Raw genomic sequence first — 15,129 nt, forward strand, 5'->3', positions numbered from 1 at the left:
GAGAATAAATCCGTGAGTGGGTTAAATTTATTCAAAAGAGGCACGAATATAGATATAGTACGTCAATTTTCCAACGAACTCAGTCTTCTTGGTCGGGAAAATGGTGTGGATATTATGTATCAAACTGTTTTTAAAGACAAAATGTTTTACGTATATCCTAGTGAGGATCCTGAAACATATGAGTTTGTTTATATTTTAAGCGGTGAAATTGAGTATGAAGGAAACGGGGAAAAGCAAATCCTTAAGGCTCACGATTATTTTACAGTAAAAGGTTTAAAAAGTCCTGAGTTTTTTAAAGCCAAAACAGATGTCACATATTTATGGATTATCACTGAACCGACCTTTCATCAACTAAGTGAAGATCACAGAAATTTAAATGATTTGATTAAAAAAGTAGAATCGAGGGATCGATATACTTTCAATCATAGTGAACGAGTGGCGGTATATTCCATGAAGGTGGCAAAAAAATTAAAATTGGATACGGCGACTGCTAATAAATTAAACAGGGCTGCTGAACTTCACGATATCGGAAAGATCAATGTACCTGTAGAAATTTTAAATAAACCAGGCAAGTTGACAAAAGACGAATTTGATTTAATCAAAAAACATCCTGGCGATGGAGCAGACATGGTGAGAAAGACAAGTTATAGCTATTTAGCAGAGATAATCGAGCAGCATCATGAACGAATCGATGGCTCAGGTTACCCATTTGGACTAAAAGGCAATGAGATTACTTTAGAAGCAAAGATTATTGCCGTCTGCGATACTTATGACGCTATGACTGATGATCGTGCCTATCGAAAAGCACTTTCCCCTCAATTCGCAATAGATGAACTTAATCGTCTGTCTGGAATTCAATATGAACCAAAAGTCGTCCAAACTTTTGAAGAAGTATTAAAAGAAGAAGGTATTATAAACTAGGATAGATGAGTGAATAATTCATATATTTTTTAAGCCTTGTAGAGTTGCTATTCTGCAGGGCTATTATTGTACCCAAAACTCTCTCGGCCTCAGGTCGTAGAAGGAATTCATTCTGAGGAACAATGATTTCTGTCTGTTTATTTATTACAATAGCATTATAAGGTAAGACAGAAATTTAAGAAGAAAGTGGGTCATTCCTTTGAAGAAGATATTAGTGATTTTTTTCATATTAATTGGCACATATATTGTGTTTCAATTTGTCAGTAATCACACCCTAAATCCCTTCTGGGGAGGAAAAGCCGAAGCGACAGTAAGCAACCACATTGATCTTATTGATGTGCAAGCATTCGGGGCGAAAACAAGCATTATTCCTGATAACCGAGACAGTGTGAAAGCCGATTTAGATGGAAAAGGGAAAGTGGTCGTGAAAAAAATGGGCGACAAAATCCAAGTAACTTACAAACGTCCATGGTTCCAATGGTTTTCCTTCTTTGGCAGCACGAAGTTAACGGTTTATATCCCTAAAGATTTCCAGAAAGATATGCATGTCCAATTAGGCTCCGGTCAATTGACATTCTCAGGTCAATCAAAGAATCATCCAATGACATTCGATGACTTTAAATTAGATATGGGTTCAGGTAGCGTCACCCTCAATAACCTAAATGTAGCTGAATTTTCACATAACGGTTCATCCGGTAGTCTTGTCGTGAACCATCTTGATTCTGAAAAAAGTGATATCGACGTGAGCTCAGGAAGCGTTCGCCTAAATCATTTCACAGGAGAATTAAAAGGCGATTTATCCTCTGGGCAAATGAATGTACAAATGGACAAATTAACTGATTCTGTTAATATTCATGCGAGCTCAGGCTCCATCAAACTAGATTTACCTGACAAAGCCGACTTTACCATCGACGGCAAAGCAAGCTCTGGCAATATCTCATGTGATTTTCCATTAAAGAATGAAAAAATCGAAAATCACCGCTTCCATGGAGAGTACGGATCTGGAAAGCATGCTGTTAACATCACCGTCTCAAGCGGAAACGTGAAAGTTTATTAATTTTCCTTATACCTAGTTCCCGATTTTACATGGGGGCTAGGTATTTTTGTGCATTTTCTCTCTTAATGATGGGTGCTTAGGTATCAGATGAGGGGCATGTGCCATGTTTTCTCGCGAAAAAAGAAATTTATTCGCGAAAATCCAAGGTTTATTCGCGATTTTCAAAATTTATTCGCGAAAATAGCCAATTTATTCGCGAACGCCTTTTTTATTCGCGACCTCGGAAAAATACTCGCGAAAAAGATGAAATACTCGCGAAAAATTCAGGTTGTTCGCGAAAAGAAGAATTTGCTCGCGAAAATATTAAAATATTTGCGAAAAGAAATCATCACGTTCCCTTCGATAAATGCTCAAACCCTGATATACGCAAAAAGCACAACACGGCCCCATTAAAATACTCGAGAAAAAACTTAATAAACCACCCAATTTATCCCACCAAGATGAAATCCCCGCCAATCTATACTATAATTAAAAGCATGCAAATGAGCTGTTTCAATCTAAGGAGGTGACGAAATGACAAGCACATCATGGAGCCTGTCACATACTGCAGCGTCTCATGCAAAGCCTAGTGTTGGGAAGGCGATACTTTGCATGGGGTGGACTTTGAGATAAATCGCCCAAGTAAGCTTTTCTGATACATTGGCTTTGCCCTTATTTTTTCAATCCAAAAAAGATAAGGAGCTGGCAAAGATGGCCTATGTGAAAGCGACCGCTATTTTACCTGAAAAGCTAATATCAGAAATTCAAAAATATGTTCAAGGAGAAATGATTTATATTCCGAAGCCGGAGCCTGCACGGAAAAAGTGGGGGACACGATCTGGTATAAGAAAGCAAATTGATGAGCGGAATTCGGTAATGAAGAGAGCCTTCAAGAACGGAAGGACAATTGACCAATTAGCTGAAGAATATTATCTCTCCGTTGAAACGATTAAAAAAATTGTATACTCAAAATAATATAAATGTATCATTAGGAAAAAGACCGACTCATTTTAGTCGGTCTTTTAGTACTTCTAGATATTGTTATGTCCAACCACCCTGCCACGTTAGCTGAAAAAGAAACTATCGGTTCTTTACACCATTTAAATCACCAGAATGGTCAATAATTTTTTTAAATTCAAAACTGGTGGGTAAATGATAGCAAAGTCAGTGGAAATTTAACATACGCTTATTGAGTCATTCCTAAATCAACATACCCGTAGCAAAAAAAGCGCTATTTGTCATTATCTAAATCCTTATCAAGAAATGAAGTTTTTTTCTCCTCAACTCCATATTTCTTTTCGATAAATTGACCGACTATAGACTTGTTAATTCCATCCTTAACTGCTGTTGAAATTACTAAATACAGTATAAATAGACCAATAATCCAAAGAATAATAGAAAAAACTAATGAACCGAAAACCATATTTAATCCCCCTAAACACTCTTCGCTAATAGGACCTACTAACCTATTCTTAATTTAAATGAGTTATTAACAATATTTTTAAATTCTATCATAAATTTACAATTGGGTCCTTGTATCTTTTTAGGAAAGGTAAAAATCAACCTTTACGATTAGTATCATCATATACAAAGAATGACAATATTGATTGTCACTCTGCTATTTGATATGTCATTTCCTTTGATAAATTACCCCTAATCTCAACAAAAACATTGTTTATATCAATGAAAAATAGCATACAAAAATAAAAAATATATGTTAATTAGCATGTCCTTTGAAAGTTTATCCAAGTAAACGGAACTACTTAGTCAGTGCTTTTTATATGGCAAAAATTTTTATAATCAAACTCAGCATTTCCCATTCTTCAAAACCCGTGTAAAATAAATAACAGCTTTCGGGATTCCCATGAATGGAGTGAAGAAAATGGAACCCTTTATCCGAAATGATCAATATAATTTTATCAAAAACCAAACACAAATTTTAATTAATGGATATACATCGGTGAATGATCAGGCTGTTTTAAGAGCTTTGAAATCTTTGGTACTTGAGAAGGTCATGAATTTGTTTGATGAACCAAGTGAGGAGCAAAATCAATTGCTCGCCCCGCTTGTGGATGTGAAAGATAAGGATTTGGCAGAGGCATTTTTAGCTGAACTCAAACCGTTTGTTATTCCCTTTGCCAAGGTGACTCAGCAAACAGTCAAAAAATTATTCCCGAAAGCGAAGAAGCTGAAAGCTCCGCTGTTGAATGACGAAGAATTAAAGGAAATTACGTATCTTGGCTGGGATGATAAAGGCTCGCAGAAAAAGTTTATTGTCGCACGGCTCAAGGATAAGATGGTCGGTTTGCAGGGAACCTTTAAACCGATTAATAAAAAAGGCATTTGTGCGTTATGCAATAAGTTCGAGGAAGTTGGCATGTTTCTATCTGAAACAAAAGGGGTCGCACAAGGAACCTACACCAAACGAGGCAACTATATCTGCCAAGACAGCCAAAAATGTAATCAAAATATATCCTCACTAGACAAGCTCACAGACTTTATTGATAGAGCAAAAGGCCGCGCCTAATCAAAAAAATTCGAAAGGAGCATGTCACTCGACGAATTTTACGACAAGTCTTGGGCAGTGCCTGTCGCTCATCGAAAATTGCCTCAACAAAACTCGGACAGTGCCTTGTCACTAGTCGAAAATTACCTCAACAAAACTCGGACGGGGCCTTCCACCAAAAAAAGGCCCGTCCCCCATTCTACCGAGTCCCTGGTGCTGGCTGATCGACGCCCTTCACCTTGTGTACATGTCCATCGTCAAACGAGGTTTCAAAGTCATAATAATGGACGTGCATCCCATTTCCCACTGGAATGGCGGGTCCTGAGTAAGCGCGGTAATGATGTGTGTGACCGTCCTCAAATAACACGTATCCTTCGGCATAGTGGATATGGTCGCCATCCTCGGTTGGAATTGGAGGAGAGGTTACGTCCAAGCATTGATGAACATGCCCGTCGGCAACGGAAGTGTAATCAACCGACCCGTGATTATGATGTGGTACAAAACCTGAAACAAAATCGTCCTTTCCCAGCCTTTTCCCCATTAACATTCCTCCTTGAACAGTATCCGTAATATATATGAGCGGAGGACTTGTTTTTTTCCATTGTTTCTATATTTCGCGTTACTCCTCATATAGGAATATACCCGCCAAAGATCGACATTTATCAGGCGGTGACACTTACACATCTTTACATAAAATTAACTAGTAATCTACAAATTAATATATTATGATAAGACCGTAGAAATATTATGGAAATATATCCATATTATCCTTGATACAATTGAATAATGTCTAGAAGGTTTGCACTTCTCATTTCTAGCATTCATCCATGTGCGTGATGAATTGTCACGTCTAAGTTTTCATTGCTTTTTCAAACCACTGTTCATCCCAGATTTACTATACATAATAGCAGCACTAAACAAGTTTTCTGATCAAAATTTGAAAGGGGCAAGTGGATTATATGAAGAAGAAGAAAATCTTTCAAGTGGTGGCGGCTTCGGCAATTGCAGCTTCATCCTTTGCGGCTGTTGCACCAAACAATGCAGATGCGGCATCAACAAACGTCAGCAAAACTGTTGACGCAGCTGTGAAGCAAATGCAAAAGGCTCAGGATACCTATTGGAAAACTGGAACTACGAAGAAAGTTGTGGCGACATCAACCGTCCAAAAGGAAATCGACAAAGCCAAGAAGGTCTACAGTGACGCGAAGAAACAGGTCACGAAGTCTGGCGGAAAAAACAAAGCAGCCTATCTGGCAAAACTCACAAAGGCTTATAAGTATGTGAAAAATGCAGAAGGCTACGTCAAGACCGTTAAATACGCACAGAGCCTCAACACACAAGCAAAATCCTTACAAAATCTCATCATACAAAACGATATCAAAACAGAAAAACTGAATCATCCTAAATTTGTTTCAGAACTGGCTAAATCTGATCAAAAAATCAAGGCCGGCATTTATGGTGCAACGGTCGAAAAAGTTGTGATCAATACATATACCAATCCTGCAAAAACAATTGAATTCGCCATAAAAGTTTATAACTACGCTTCCTACGCCCATTATTGGATTCAAAAAGGCGACTTAAAAACTGCCGCCAATCGTCTAAAGGTGGTGGATGCCCAGCTTCCAAAAGTCAGCCAAACATCCACTCTTGGTAAAATCGTCCATGCATATGTGGACAAGGTAAAAGCAGAATATCAATCCGCACAAAACTTTGATTTAACCATCATGCATACCAATGATACACACGCAAATCTAGATAATATTGCAAGACGCATTACTGCCATCAAACAAGTCCGCCAAGCAAGCGAAAATTCTCTTTTACTCGATGCAGGTGACGTCTTCAGCGGAACATTGTATTTCAATCAATTTCATGGTTTAGCAGATTTAGAGTTTATGGAACTCGCAGGCTATGATGCTATGACCTTCGGAAACCATGAATTTGATGAAACAACGTCCACTTTATCTAATTTTGTGAAGCAAAGTAAATTTCCGTTTGTCAGTGCCAATGTGGATTTTTCTAAAGATGCTAATCTAAAAGACTACTTCAACGATAATATCACTTCAAGTCCAAAGGGTGGAGAAATCTACAATGGCATTGTGAAAGAGATTGATGGCGAGAAGGTGGGGATTTTCGGCTTAACGACAGCAGAAACAGCTTCCATCTCAAGCCCTGGCAAGGATGTGACCTTCGAGGACTATATCGCTCAATCGAAAAAAATGGTTGAATCCTTTGAAAAGCAAGGGGTGAACAAAATCGTCGCCCTCACACATATCGGCTATGATGACGGCGGTGGCGATAACGATCTCACGCTCGCAAAAGAAGTCGAAGGGATTGACATCATCGTTGGCGGCCACTCTCATACGAAGCTTGATACTCCTGTGGTCGACAAAACGGGTGAAGAACCAACGGTCATCGTGTCAGCAAATGAATACAGCAAATATCTAGGAACTGTTGACGTCGAGTTTGATGCAAATGGAAAAATCATCTCCGATGCTGGAAAATTAATCGAAATCGATGCGAAGGACGCGGACGGCAATTATGTCCTCAAGGATGATCCGGAGGCAGCAGAAATTCTTAATACGAAATACAAACCAGCAGTAGATGAAATGAAGCAGCAGGTTGTCGCAAAAACAGACGTGGAATTACTCGGAGGCAACCCAGCAGCGCGGACAAACGAAACCAACCTAGGTGATTTGATTGCAGATGGTATGTTGGCTAAAGCGAAATCTATCAATCCAGAAACTGTGATGGCTGTCCAAAATGGAGGAGGTGTCCGCACAACCTTAAATCCAGGAAACATCACATTAGCGGATGTCTTTACGGTTCTTCCATTCGGAAACACACTGGGTATCATGAAAATTACGGGTGCTGAACTTAGAGAAGGGCTTGAACACAGTGTAGCAACCGCACCGGAGCCATTCGGAGGATTCCTACAAGTTTCTGGTATGAAATTCACCTATGACAGCAGCCTCCCAGCTGGTCAAAGAGTGAAATCCGTTGACGTAAAAGGCACAGATGGCAGCTATACTCCATTAAAAGATGATCAATCCTATTATGTCGCAACCAACATCTTCACCGCTAAAGGCGGCGATGGCTATGATATCTTTAACAAGGTATTCCAAGATGGTCGCTTATCTGAAGCAGGCTTCGTCGACTGGGAAGTATTTAAGGAGCAACTAGAATCCTTACCAAACAAAACCGTAACTCAACAAGTGGAAGGCCGAATCACTGACCTTGCTGCAAAATAAAATCCAACGCGCCAGGCTTTTTCTTCGGAAGGCCTGGCGCTTTTTTGCGTTTAGGCGCTTTCGACAAATTCAGACAAGTTTGGTATACTAATAAGCAACTAGAAAAATGGTTCCATATACCTGATTTTGAAAGAAATTTATTTTAGGAACACTGGGATTTTGGTGGAGAGTGTAAAAGAGCATGATTGTTGGATTGTTAATTATGATTATTGGCATTATTCCAATTTCCTTGGCATTTGGGGCAAGGAGAATATTTGAAAATTCTGAATTGTCTAAGCCAATCTTACTTCATATGACATTAACCAGCCTTTGGCAGGTAGATGTGGGCATTTTATATTTTAATGGAATTATCCCAGATGAATGGATCTTATTTCTCTACCGATTATTCAGACTGGCACCAACCTATATCATTACGGCGGTCATTTATGCAACCTATATCATCATCAATAAATACGCCATCAACTTTCAAAAAAATAGTTTTTTAGAAAAAATTTCAAAGCTATTTTCAAGAAAAATAATGATTGGCATTTATATCTGGATTACTTTTATCTATCTTATTAATTGGACATCCTTTGGGTCAAAAGGATTGATGGAAGTGCAAATTTTTAAAACCAATTTGCAATATTACTTTCCCGTCTATGGTCCATTAAACTGGTTATATGTCCTTCATATTTGTACTTATCTCTTTTTCACGCTTATCCTCTATATGATGGCGAGCAGGATTCAAAATCGCTACATGATGAAATTTATTAAGAGCTTTTCCCTTTATTCGCTCTTTCTTCTTCTATTTGGACTTTTAAATTTTATTCCGAGTTCCGGATCGATCGCCAGCAGTATAGGGGTTGTGTTTTTTTCCGTGCTGACGATGTTCTCCTTCTTAAAAATGAATGTCCAAATGACGCTTAAAGTCAATCAACTAACCGGTCGGCAGAAAAAGATGGATTATACAGGAAATTTAGCGGCAAGCCTTGTTCATGAGGTGCAAAATATTGGTCAGATCATCAAAGGCTTCAGTCAGCTTTTAGGAGAATCGCCTTCGCTTGGGATAAAAGAAAAAGGGATGCTCGAGGTAATCAAGAAAGCGACGGTCCAAATGGAGGATCTTTCCGAAAACTATAAAAAGTTTATCGAATCCTCGAAAATTGATTTTAAATTGGAGGATTTGAACGAAATTATCACAGAAACGATTGAATTCGCCCATGAGATGACCAAGGATGGAAATCTTACCATTGAGTTCAACCGAAAGTTTGACAGCCTGAAAGCCTATGTCAATAAACCGTATCTTCAACAGGTATTAATTAATTTAATTAAGAATAGCTCTGAAGCTTTTGCAGAAAAATGTCCTAATCGACTCATTCGGATTGAAACGGAAATCGTAAATGAGGTCATTCTGATTCATATTAAGGACACGGGCAAGGGGATTCCTGAGGCCCAATGGGAACAAGTCTTTGATCCTTTCCACTCATCGAAAAGCTCAGGTATGGGAATGGGACTCCCATTTGCGAAGAAAATCCTCCTTGAACATAGAGGGGACATCAACATTGTCAACAGCACCCCAAATGGGACACATTTTCAAATTGAGCTTCCGCGCTATGAGGCGAATGCGTAATCGACGGGCAAGTAGCGAAATAGAAAAGCCTCTACTATTATGGTAGAGGCTAAAAATGTTGGATTATATAGTTTGAAGTCTTTTGAGGAAAGGAAATTTATTTCCCCATTTTTAATTTGTAGATTTCGCGGGAGTGCTCCGATACCATTTGATCAAAATATGCAAGATCTTTTTTGGTAGCCATGTTTTCTTTTATTTCCTTGAAATCTTTCGCGAGCATCTCAAACTTGATGTCTAGTTTATCTAACTTATCGGTTAACTCACTTAATCGAATATTGGTTTCAGCTGTCATTTCAATGAGTTGCTGAAGCAGCTGATCATGACGCTCAAGTTTGGATTCTATTCGCTCCATCCGACTTACACTTTGCTCGAGCCCCTTGTCCATTTGCGCAAACCGCTTGGTGAATTTCTCCTCAAGGTTCTGGATCAACCCCGCAATAAGTTCCAAAGGGACCCCCATATTTTTTATCTCCCTTTTTACAAAATTATACAAGAATCGATTCGAAAAAAAACAAATGGTAATGGAAATAACCAATTATTTTCCATTAGAGTTCAAATAATAGGAATCGTGTGCTTAACATTGCTATAATATAATAAATCAAATAAAGTTGAGGGGATTGAATGGAAATAGAGAAAATAATGAAGAAATTAAGTGACCGCACTCCGAATTTATTGGGGAGTGATAGTTATTCAAGGTATGCGGTGCTTATACCACTCATCATGGAAGATGATCAGGTTAAAATCCTCTTTGAGGTTCGTTCCATGGATCTTCGAAGACAGCCGGGGGAAATTTGTTTTCCTGGGGGGAGAATCGATCCGACTGACAAGAATGAAAGGGAAACGGCAATAAGGGAAACAATCGAGGAACTGGGCAGTGAGGATTTAAATGTTACCAATGTAGTTCCGTTGGACTTTATGGTCAATGGCTTTCGCTCGATTATCTATCCTTTTGTCGGGACCATCACAAATCCAGAAAAAATAAACCCGAATCCCATGGAGGTAGGCGAGATTTTCACTGTGCCGCTTGCACTTTTAAAAGAAATGGAGCCATCTGTCCATCATGTGAATTTGAAAGTTGTTCCTGGAGAGGGGTTCCCATTTGATAAGATTCCAGGTGGCGTAAATTATAATTGGCAGGATCGTTCGATGGATGAGTATTTTTATTTTTACAAGGATAAAACGATTTGGGGATTAACGGCACGAATTCTGACTCACTTCCTTCAGTTAATCGAGTGATTGTTGTCGCGATATGAATCCTAAAAAGGACGGAGAAGAAATGAAGTTACACACAACGATGCCGCTTAAAAACGAAGAACAAATCATGGCCATTTTAAAAAAAATTGTCACAGAATCCTACGAGGAAATAAAGGATGAAGAGGTATTGCTCTGCATTGAATGCTGCGATGTCGACCTTGAAATCGCCACATCCAATGACTTCGAGTTTGAAGAGGCAATCAAGGAAAACTTCGAACTCGATCAATTCGGCGACATCATTGACATTGAAAACTATCGCCGACTTATGTACGAGCTAGACGCCGTCTTCATCGAATTGCACAAAACAAGCGGCTTCTTTGATGTCTTTCTAGAAGGCGAATACGAGGTTAACGGGGAACTCCGAGAGTCTGAATCCGACATCATCGCACCAAAGGGAAAATTTTATGCACCATTTGAGGATGCATTAAAGTAGGGGAAATCAATCTAACTATGGTTGGTTCCCTTTTTTGTTTGCGGGGAGAGGGAATTTAATTGGAGGTGGGACATTGAGGCGGAAAAGTGGCCCTATCCTTCATGGAATCCTCAACTCTACCTAAAACAAATGCAAAAATGCTATCTCAAAATTTGTATTTTTCACCATAAAAAAGGCTGCTCCCCATAATAAGAGCAACCGTCCAAACCATCTGCATCAAATTTCCAACTGCTTCTTCAAAATCCCCCGTACCCGCATTCGTTCCTTTTCCGGAACTAAAATATAATAAATTCCATCTATCATCGTCCCTTGACCACTTAAAGATATTTGGTCAATCTGATGACTGGCATCCTTATAATTTCGCTGAATATCCACCATTTCATTAAAGTTTAGGTTCGTCTTCACATTTTTCCCGAGAGCATTAAAGATATCGCCAAAATTCGTTAAGGTAGAAAGGCTTGCTCCCTCATGAATAATTGCTTCAATAATTTGACGCTGGCGGTGCTGGCGGCCGAAGTCCCCATTCGGATCCTCATAGCGCATTCGCGAAAAAGCCAGCGCCTTGTCTCCATTCAGGTTGATCGTTCCTTTCTTAAAATGAATCCCGTTCGAGGTGAAATCCAAGTCGTTATTCAAGGTGACCCCACCGACTGCATCCACTATATCCTTAAATCCTTCCATATTAATTTTCAAATAATAGTCGATTGGGATATCGAGAAAGTTTTCAACGGTCTCCATCGCCATTTTGACATCACCAAAGGCATAGGCGTGGTTGATTTTGTCGACAGTGTCATGGCCGACAATTTTCGTTCGCACATCACGGGGGATGCTCAGCATTTTGACGGATTGGTTGTTAGGATTGACGGCGAGCACGATGATCGTATCCGACCGGCCACGATCCCCAACACGCTCATCGACTCCAAGCATCAAAACGGTAAACGGATCCTTCTTTTCCAACGTGATTTTCTCGAGGCGCTTTTGCGAAATCTCCCGATCAATCGGCTGATGCATCGTCTCAACGGTATCCGTAAGAGATTTATAAATAGTAAATCCATAAACACCTATTCCTACAAGTACGATGAGAAAAAATAAACCCGCCACCTGAAGCGCGATCCGCTTCTTGTTTTTCTTTTTCCCGCCCACAACAGAACCCCTCTCTAATAATCTGAAAATTATGTATTAATTACAAATCATAGCAGAAATTCAAGATGATTAAAAGTATATACGTCTTGGATGATAAGAATATAATGAAAGTATTATTTCCATTTAGGAGAAGCGTAGAAATAGGATAATATTAATAATTCATTGAAGGTACAGTTCCTTTTGTGGTGTTCCTTTGTGCAATAATATTAGTGGGCTATTTTACAAGGTTTCAAATATTAATCAAAATTTTCATCTATATCTGTTGGAGGCACTTCTTATAGCTCTATCATTACGTCTCAAAACAATCTCATTATACATATATCTTCCACTCTCTCTCGCTACAAAATGGAAGATTATGATAAAATAGACTCACGCTCTAAAAATAATATACCAATGATATAGAAAACATGTAAATAAATAGAAAAGGTGATCTATCATTAAATCATTTAAGATAATTCTTTATCTAGTCGGGGCAATCCTAGTATCGCTCATTATATTTGACTTTTCCTCGCAAACGTATCATGAACAAACCTTGGTGCCAAGCCTTGAAAAGTGGATTCTAGGAGAACCGCTCAAGGGTCCATTAAGCCATATCTCCTTTTCATACGGAGGATCAGAAGTCAGCATTGCAGCAAAGGGTTATTATTACTTCATTGAATTTTTCATTCGGAAATTTGCCCATTTCTCTATTTATTTCATCTTAAGCTTCCTTGTTTTTTCAGCTTTGTCATATCTATTAAAAAAAAGAAGATCAGCGATTCTTTGGACGGCGTTTTTCATTGTTCTCTATGCCTCTAGCGATGAGATTCATCAAGCTTTCACTGGAGACCGAACTCCGATGGTGAGGGACGTTGTCATAGACTTCATTGGTGGGATGATGGCTATTGTTCTTACTCTGATATTTAAAAGAAAGAGGAAATAAAAAATGGAAGATTCAAATATTCGCTTTTGTTACTGATTGAGGGTTCCGATTAAAAGGAAGCAAGGGGACGGCTGAAACCGCTGAAAAAGTGCCTATTTTTGAATAAGAAATTTCCATTTTGAAGAATTCAATAGAATATGGAGAATTTTTTCTCGATTTTTTGAAACAAGTGGCAGTTATTTGTAGTCGAGAAGCCTTTTTGAGGATAGTATGCTTGCTATCCTCTTTAAATTTACGGCTAAGGCGGTTAATTTTGCTTGTATGGTCTTGCTTTTATGCCCCACTCTGGTGTCCTGATCTACAATAGAACGAACTCCTTTTTGTTCGATAAACTTTGGGTCAAGAAGAATTTCCTTCGCATTTTCTATTTCTTCTTTTGTTTGAGGGCTAACTTCTAAATTAACGCTTTCTTCAACCTTTGTGATTGTTTCTTCCAGATAGGATTTCATCGTTGCTTTTGCTTCTTTATGATTTTCAATTTCTATGTAATCCGGAATTTCTTGATTGATACTGTCGGGCACATTCCTATGCTCTTTTTCTATCGTTTTAAAGATTTTTTTAGCCAGTCTCTTCATAACCTTCTCCGGAGTCGCCTTAAAGGTGTTGCCTCGGTGTGGGTTGTATCGATGCTGATTCCCTTGCCGTTTATAATTTCCTTATCTACGCATTGCTTTATGATTTCTTTAATCACTTCATCCAACGTTATTTCGTTCTCTTGTAGTTTATGTATCTAAATTTTGCAAGTAAACTGGGATGAGGCAAATCTTCGTCTGGATTAATATCTAGAAAATACATATAAGCAAGATTCAAAGAGGCATCTTCAATAACACGCTCATCAGATAAATTATATATATTGAATGGCAACAATTTCACCGTGAATTCGGGTTCTTTTGCAGGTCTCCTTCCTATAATACTTACAATAAGAATCCTCTAGAAGTTTATTAATAAAACTAAAATTAACAGCATCTTTAATAAGTATAATTATATGATTCTTGGGAATTTTATCGTATAATAATGAATAGATGCTTAACTGCATATTTTTATCTTTAAGCATAGAAAACCCTTACTTTGGTTTTAGTTTCTAGTCAATTCTATTATACCAAATAGTGAGGGTTTTCTTTTTATTTATTGAGTTAAATCTACTGTTTCCTAGATTTTAGGGTTTGTTTTTCAGTGATTTCGAACCGTCCCCATGCTTTCCTAAATAATGTAAAATATGGTATAAAAAATTTAGGAGGGGTATTATGAATACATTTATATATTTGGTGAGACATGGTGATTCACCGAAAATAGGTGATGAAAGAACAAGGGGATTAACTAATAAAGGTGAATTAGGATCACACCGAGTAACAAACCTATTAAAAAATGAGTCAATTAATGCTGTTCTATCTAGTCCGTATACTCGTTCCATTTTAACGGTAGAGAAGTTAGCAAAAGAAATTGGACAAGAAGTCGTGGTGTACGAGGATTTGAAAGAGAGAATCTTTTCTGCTGAAAATAATAGAATATCTGATAAAGAATTAATTCCGTTGTTAGAACAGTCCTTTTTTGACGTTGAATATGCGTTACAAGGTGGAGAGTCTAATGCCGATTGTCAGAAACGTGCTATTAAACTCTTAAAGGAATTGCTAACTCTCTACCAAGGCTGCAAAGTAGTTATAGGCACTCATGGATTAGTAATGACATTGATGTTGAAGTATTATGACGATAAATACAATTTGAATTTTTTACTACACACATTAAAGCCTGACATATACAGAATGGAATTCAATGGACAAGAATTAGTAGAGGTTACTAGATTGTTGGAAAGGGACGATTCTCTGCTTCCATAAATCTAAAAAGAAGCAAGGAACCTTCCCTTGTTTCTTCCTTGCTTCTTGTGTTGAAGTATCTTATTGAGGAAGGTTTATATTTAAGTAAAGGGTGCTTTTACGAAGGTAAATAAAGCCTAATTTCTATATAGTTTAAATCCGTAGTTTCCTTATTCTACACCTGCCATAAAAAGTTTTTAGTCTTTTGACAATAGCGAAATTAATCTTTTATAAAATTGGTGATAT

Annotated in this window: 14 protein-coding genes and 1 pseudogene; 10 read left to right on the forward strand and 5 right to left on the reverse strand. The window is 38.1% G+C overall.

The features are described 5' to 3' along the window. Positions 1-12: 12 nt before the first annotated feature. From ACE38V_RS20340 to ACE38V_RS20350, 3 genes are all read left to right on the forward strand, one after another. Positions 13-921 carry an HD domain-containing phosphohydrolase gene (locus ACE38V_RS20340; RefSeq protein ID WP_375844186.1) on the forward strand — a complete coding sequence of 303 codons (909 nt, stop codon included), beginning with the start codon at positions 13-15 and terminating at the stop codon, positions 919-921. Between the two features lie 199 nt (positions 922-1,120). Beyond that, positions 1,121-1,978, forward strand: coding sequence for a LiaG family protein (liaG, locus tag ACE38V_RS20345; RefSeq protein WP_375844188.1), 858 nt, complete (start codon positions 1,121-1,123; stop codon positions 1,976-1,978). Positions 1,979-2,668: 690 nt separating this feature from the next. Next, positions 2,669-2,932 (forward strand): CD3324 family protein, encoded by a 264-nt coding sequence (locus tag ACE38V_RS20350; RefSeq protein ID WP_375844190.1) that lies wholly within the window; start codon positions 2,669-2,671, stop codon positions 2,930-2,932. Between the two features lie 256 nt (positions 2,933-3,188). On the opposite strand, the gene ACE38V_RS20355 is transcribed toward ACE38V_RS20350, so the two are convergent. Further along, on the reverse strand, positions 3,189-3,380 hold the full coding sequence (locus ACE38V_RS20355) for a hypothetical protein (protein ID WP_375844191.1): 192 nt from the start codon (positions 3,378-3,380) through the stop codon (positions 3,189-3,191). A gap of 459 nt (positions 3,381-3,839) precedes the next feature. Between ACE38V_RS20355 and ACE38V_RS20360 the strand changes: the two genes are divergently transcribed. After that, positions 3,840-4,484, forward strand: coding sequence for a FusB/FusC family EF-G-binding protein (locus ACE38V_RS20360; RefSeq protein WP_375844193.1), 645 nt, complete (start codon positions 3,840-3,842; stop codon positions 4,482-4,484). 178 nt (positions 4,485-4,662) lie between these two features. Here ACE38V_RS20360 and ACE38V_RS20365 read toward each other — a convergent pair whose 3' ends face one another. Then, entirely contained in the window at positions 4,663-5,004 is a 342-nt protein-coding gene (locus ACE38V_RS20365; protein ID WP_375844195.1) for a YmaF family protein, read from the reverse strand. A gap of 418 nt (positions 5,005-5,422) precedes the next feature. On the opposite strand from ACE38V_RS20365, the gene ACE38V_RS20370 reads away from it, so the two are divergent. Together ACE38V_RS20370 and ACE38V_RS20375 are read left to right on the forward strand one after the other, a co-directional pair. Further along, positions 5,423-7,711: a 5'-nucleotidase C-terminal domain-containing protein gene (locus tag ACE38V_RS20370; RefSeq protein ID WP_375844197.1), complete on the forward strand. Its 2,289-nt coding sequence runs from the start codon at positions 5,423-5,425 to the stop codon at positions 7,709-7,711. Between the two features lie 181 nt (positions 7,712-7,892). Then, complete coding sequence (locus ACE38V_RS20375; protein WP_375844198.1) at positions 7,893-9,320, forward strand: sensor histidine kinase; 1,428 nt, start codon at positions 7,893-7,895, stop codon at positions 9,318-9,320. 97 nt (positions 9,321-9,417) lie between these two features. Here the strand turns inward: ACE38V_RS20375 and ACE38V_RS20380 are convergent, their stop codons facing one another. Further along, complete coding sequence (locus ACE38V_RS20380; RefSeq protein ID WP_375844200.1) at positions 9,418-9,780, reverse strand: hypothetical protein; 363 nt, start codon at positions 9,778-9,780, stop codon at positions 9,418-9,420. A 161-nt stretch (positions 9,781-9,941) separates the two neighbouring features. Between ACE38V_RS20380 and ACE38V_RS20385 the strand changes: the two genes are divergently transcribed. Beyond that, positions 9,942-10,556 (forward strand): NUDIX hydrolase, encoded by a 615-nt coding sequence (locus tag ACE38V_RS20385; RefSeq protein WP_375844202.1) that lies wholly within the window; start codon positions 9,942-9,944, stop codon positions 10,554-10,556. A gap of 40 nt (positions 10,557-10,596) precedes the next feature. Further along, entirely contained in the window at positions 10,597-11,007 is a 411-nt protein-coding gene (locus ACE38V_RS20390; protein ID WP_375844205.1) for a hypothetical protein, read from the forward strand. 216 nt (positions 11,008-11,223) lie between these two features. On the opposite strand, the gene ACE38V_RS20395 is transcribed toward ACE38V_RS20390, so the two are convergent. After that, positions 11,224-12,150 carry an LCP family glycopolymer transferase gene (locus tag ACE38V_RS20395; protein WP_375844207.1) on the reverse strand — a complete coding sequence of 309 codons (927 nt, stop codon included), beginning with the start codon at positions 12,148-12,150 and terminating at the stop codon, positions 11,224-11,226. A 475-nt stretch (positions 12,151-12,625) separates the two neighbouring features. Between ACE38V_RS20395 and ACE38V_RS20400 the strand changes: the two genes are divergently transcribed. Next, positions 12,626-13,072, forward strand: a complete 447-nt coding sequence (locus ACE38V_RS20400; RefSeq protein WP_375844265.1) for a VanZ family protein — start codon at positions 12,626-12,628, stop codon at positions 13,070-13,072. Positions 13,073-13,335: 263 nt separating this feature from the next. Here ACE38V_RS20400 and ACE38V_RS20405 read toward each other — a convergent pair. Further along, positions 13,336-14,126: pseudogene (locus ACE38V_RS20405) on the reverse strand (transposase); the annotation flags it as partial. 190 nt (positions 14,127-14,316) lie between these two features. Between ACE38V_RS20405 and ACE38V_RS20410 the strand changes: the two are divergent. After that, the gene (locus tag ACE38V_RS20410) at positions 14,317-14,904 is read left to right on the forward strand and encodes a histidine phosphatase family protein (RefSeq protein ID WP_375844208.1); all 588 of its coding nucleotides are present in this window, start codon (positions 14,317-14,319) and stop codon (positions 14,902-14,904) included. The last annotated feature ends 225 nt before the right edge of the window (positions 14,905-15,129 follow it).

This window comes from Cytobacillus sp. Hz8, from assembly GCF_042263505.1.
In the GTDB taxonomy this organism is placed as follows: Bacteria; Bacillota; Bacilli; order Bacillales; family Cytobacillaceae; genus Bacillus_BE.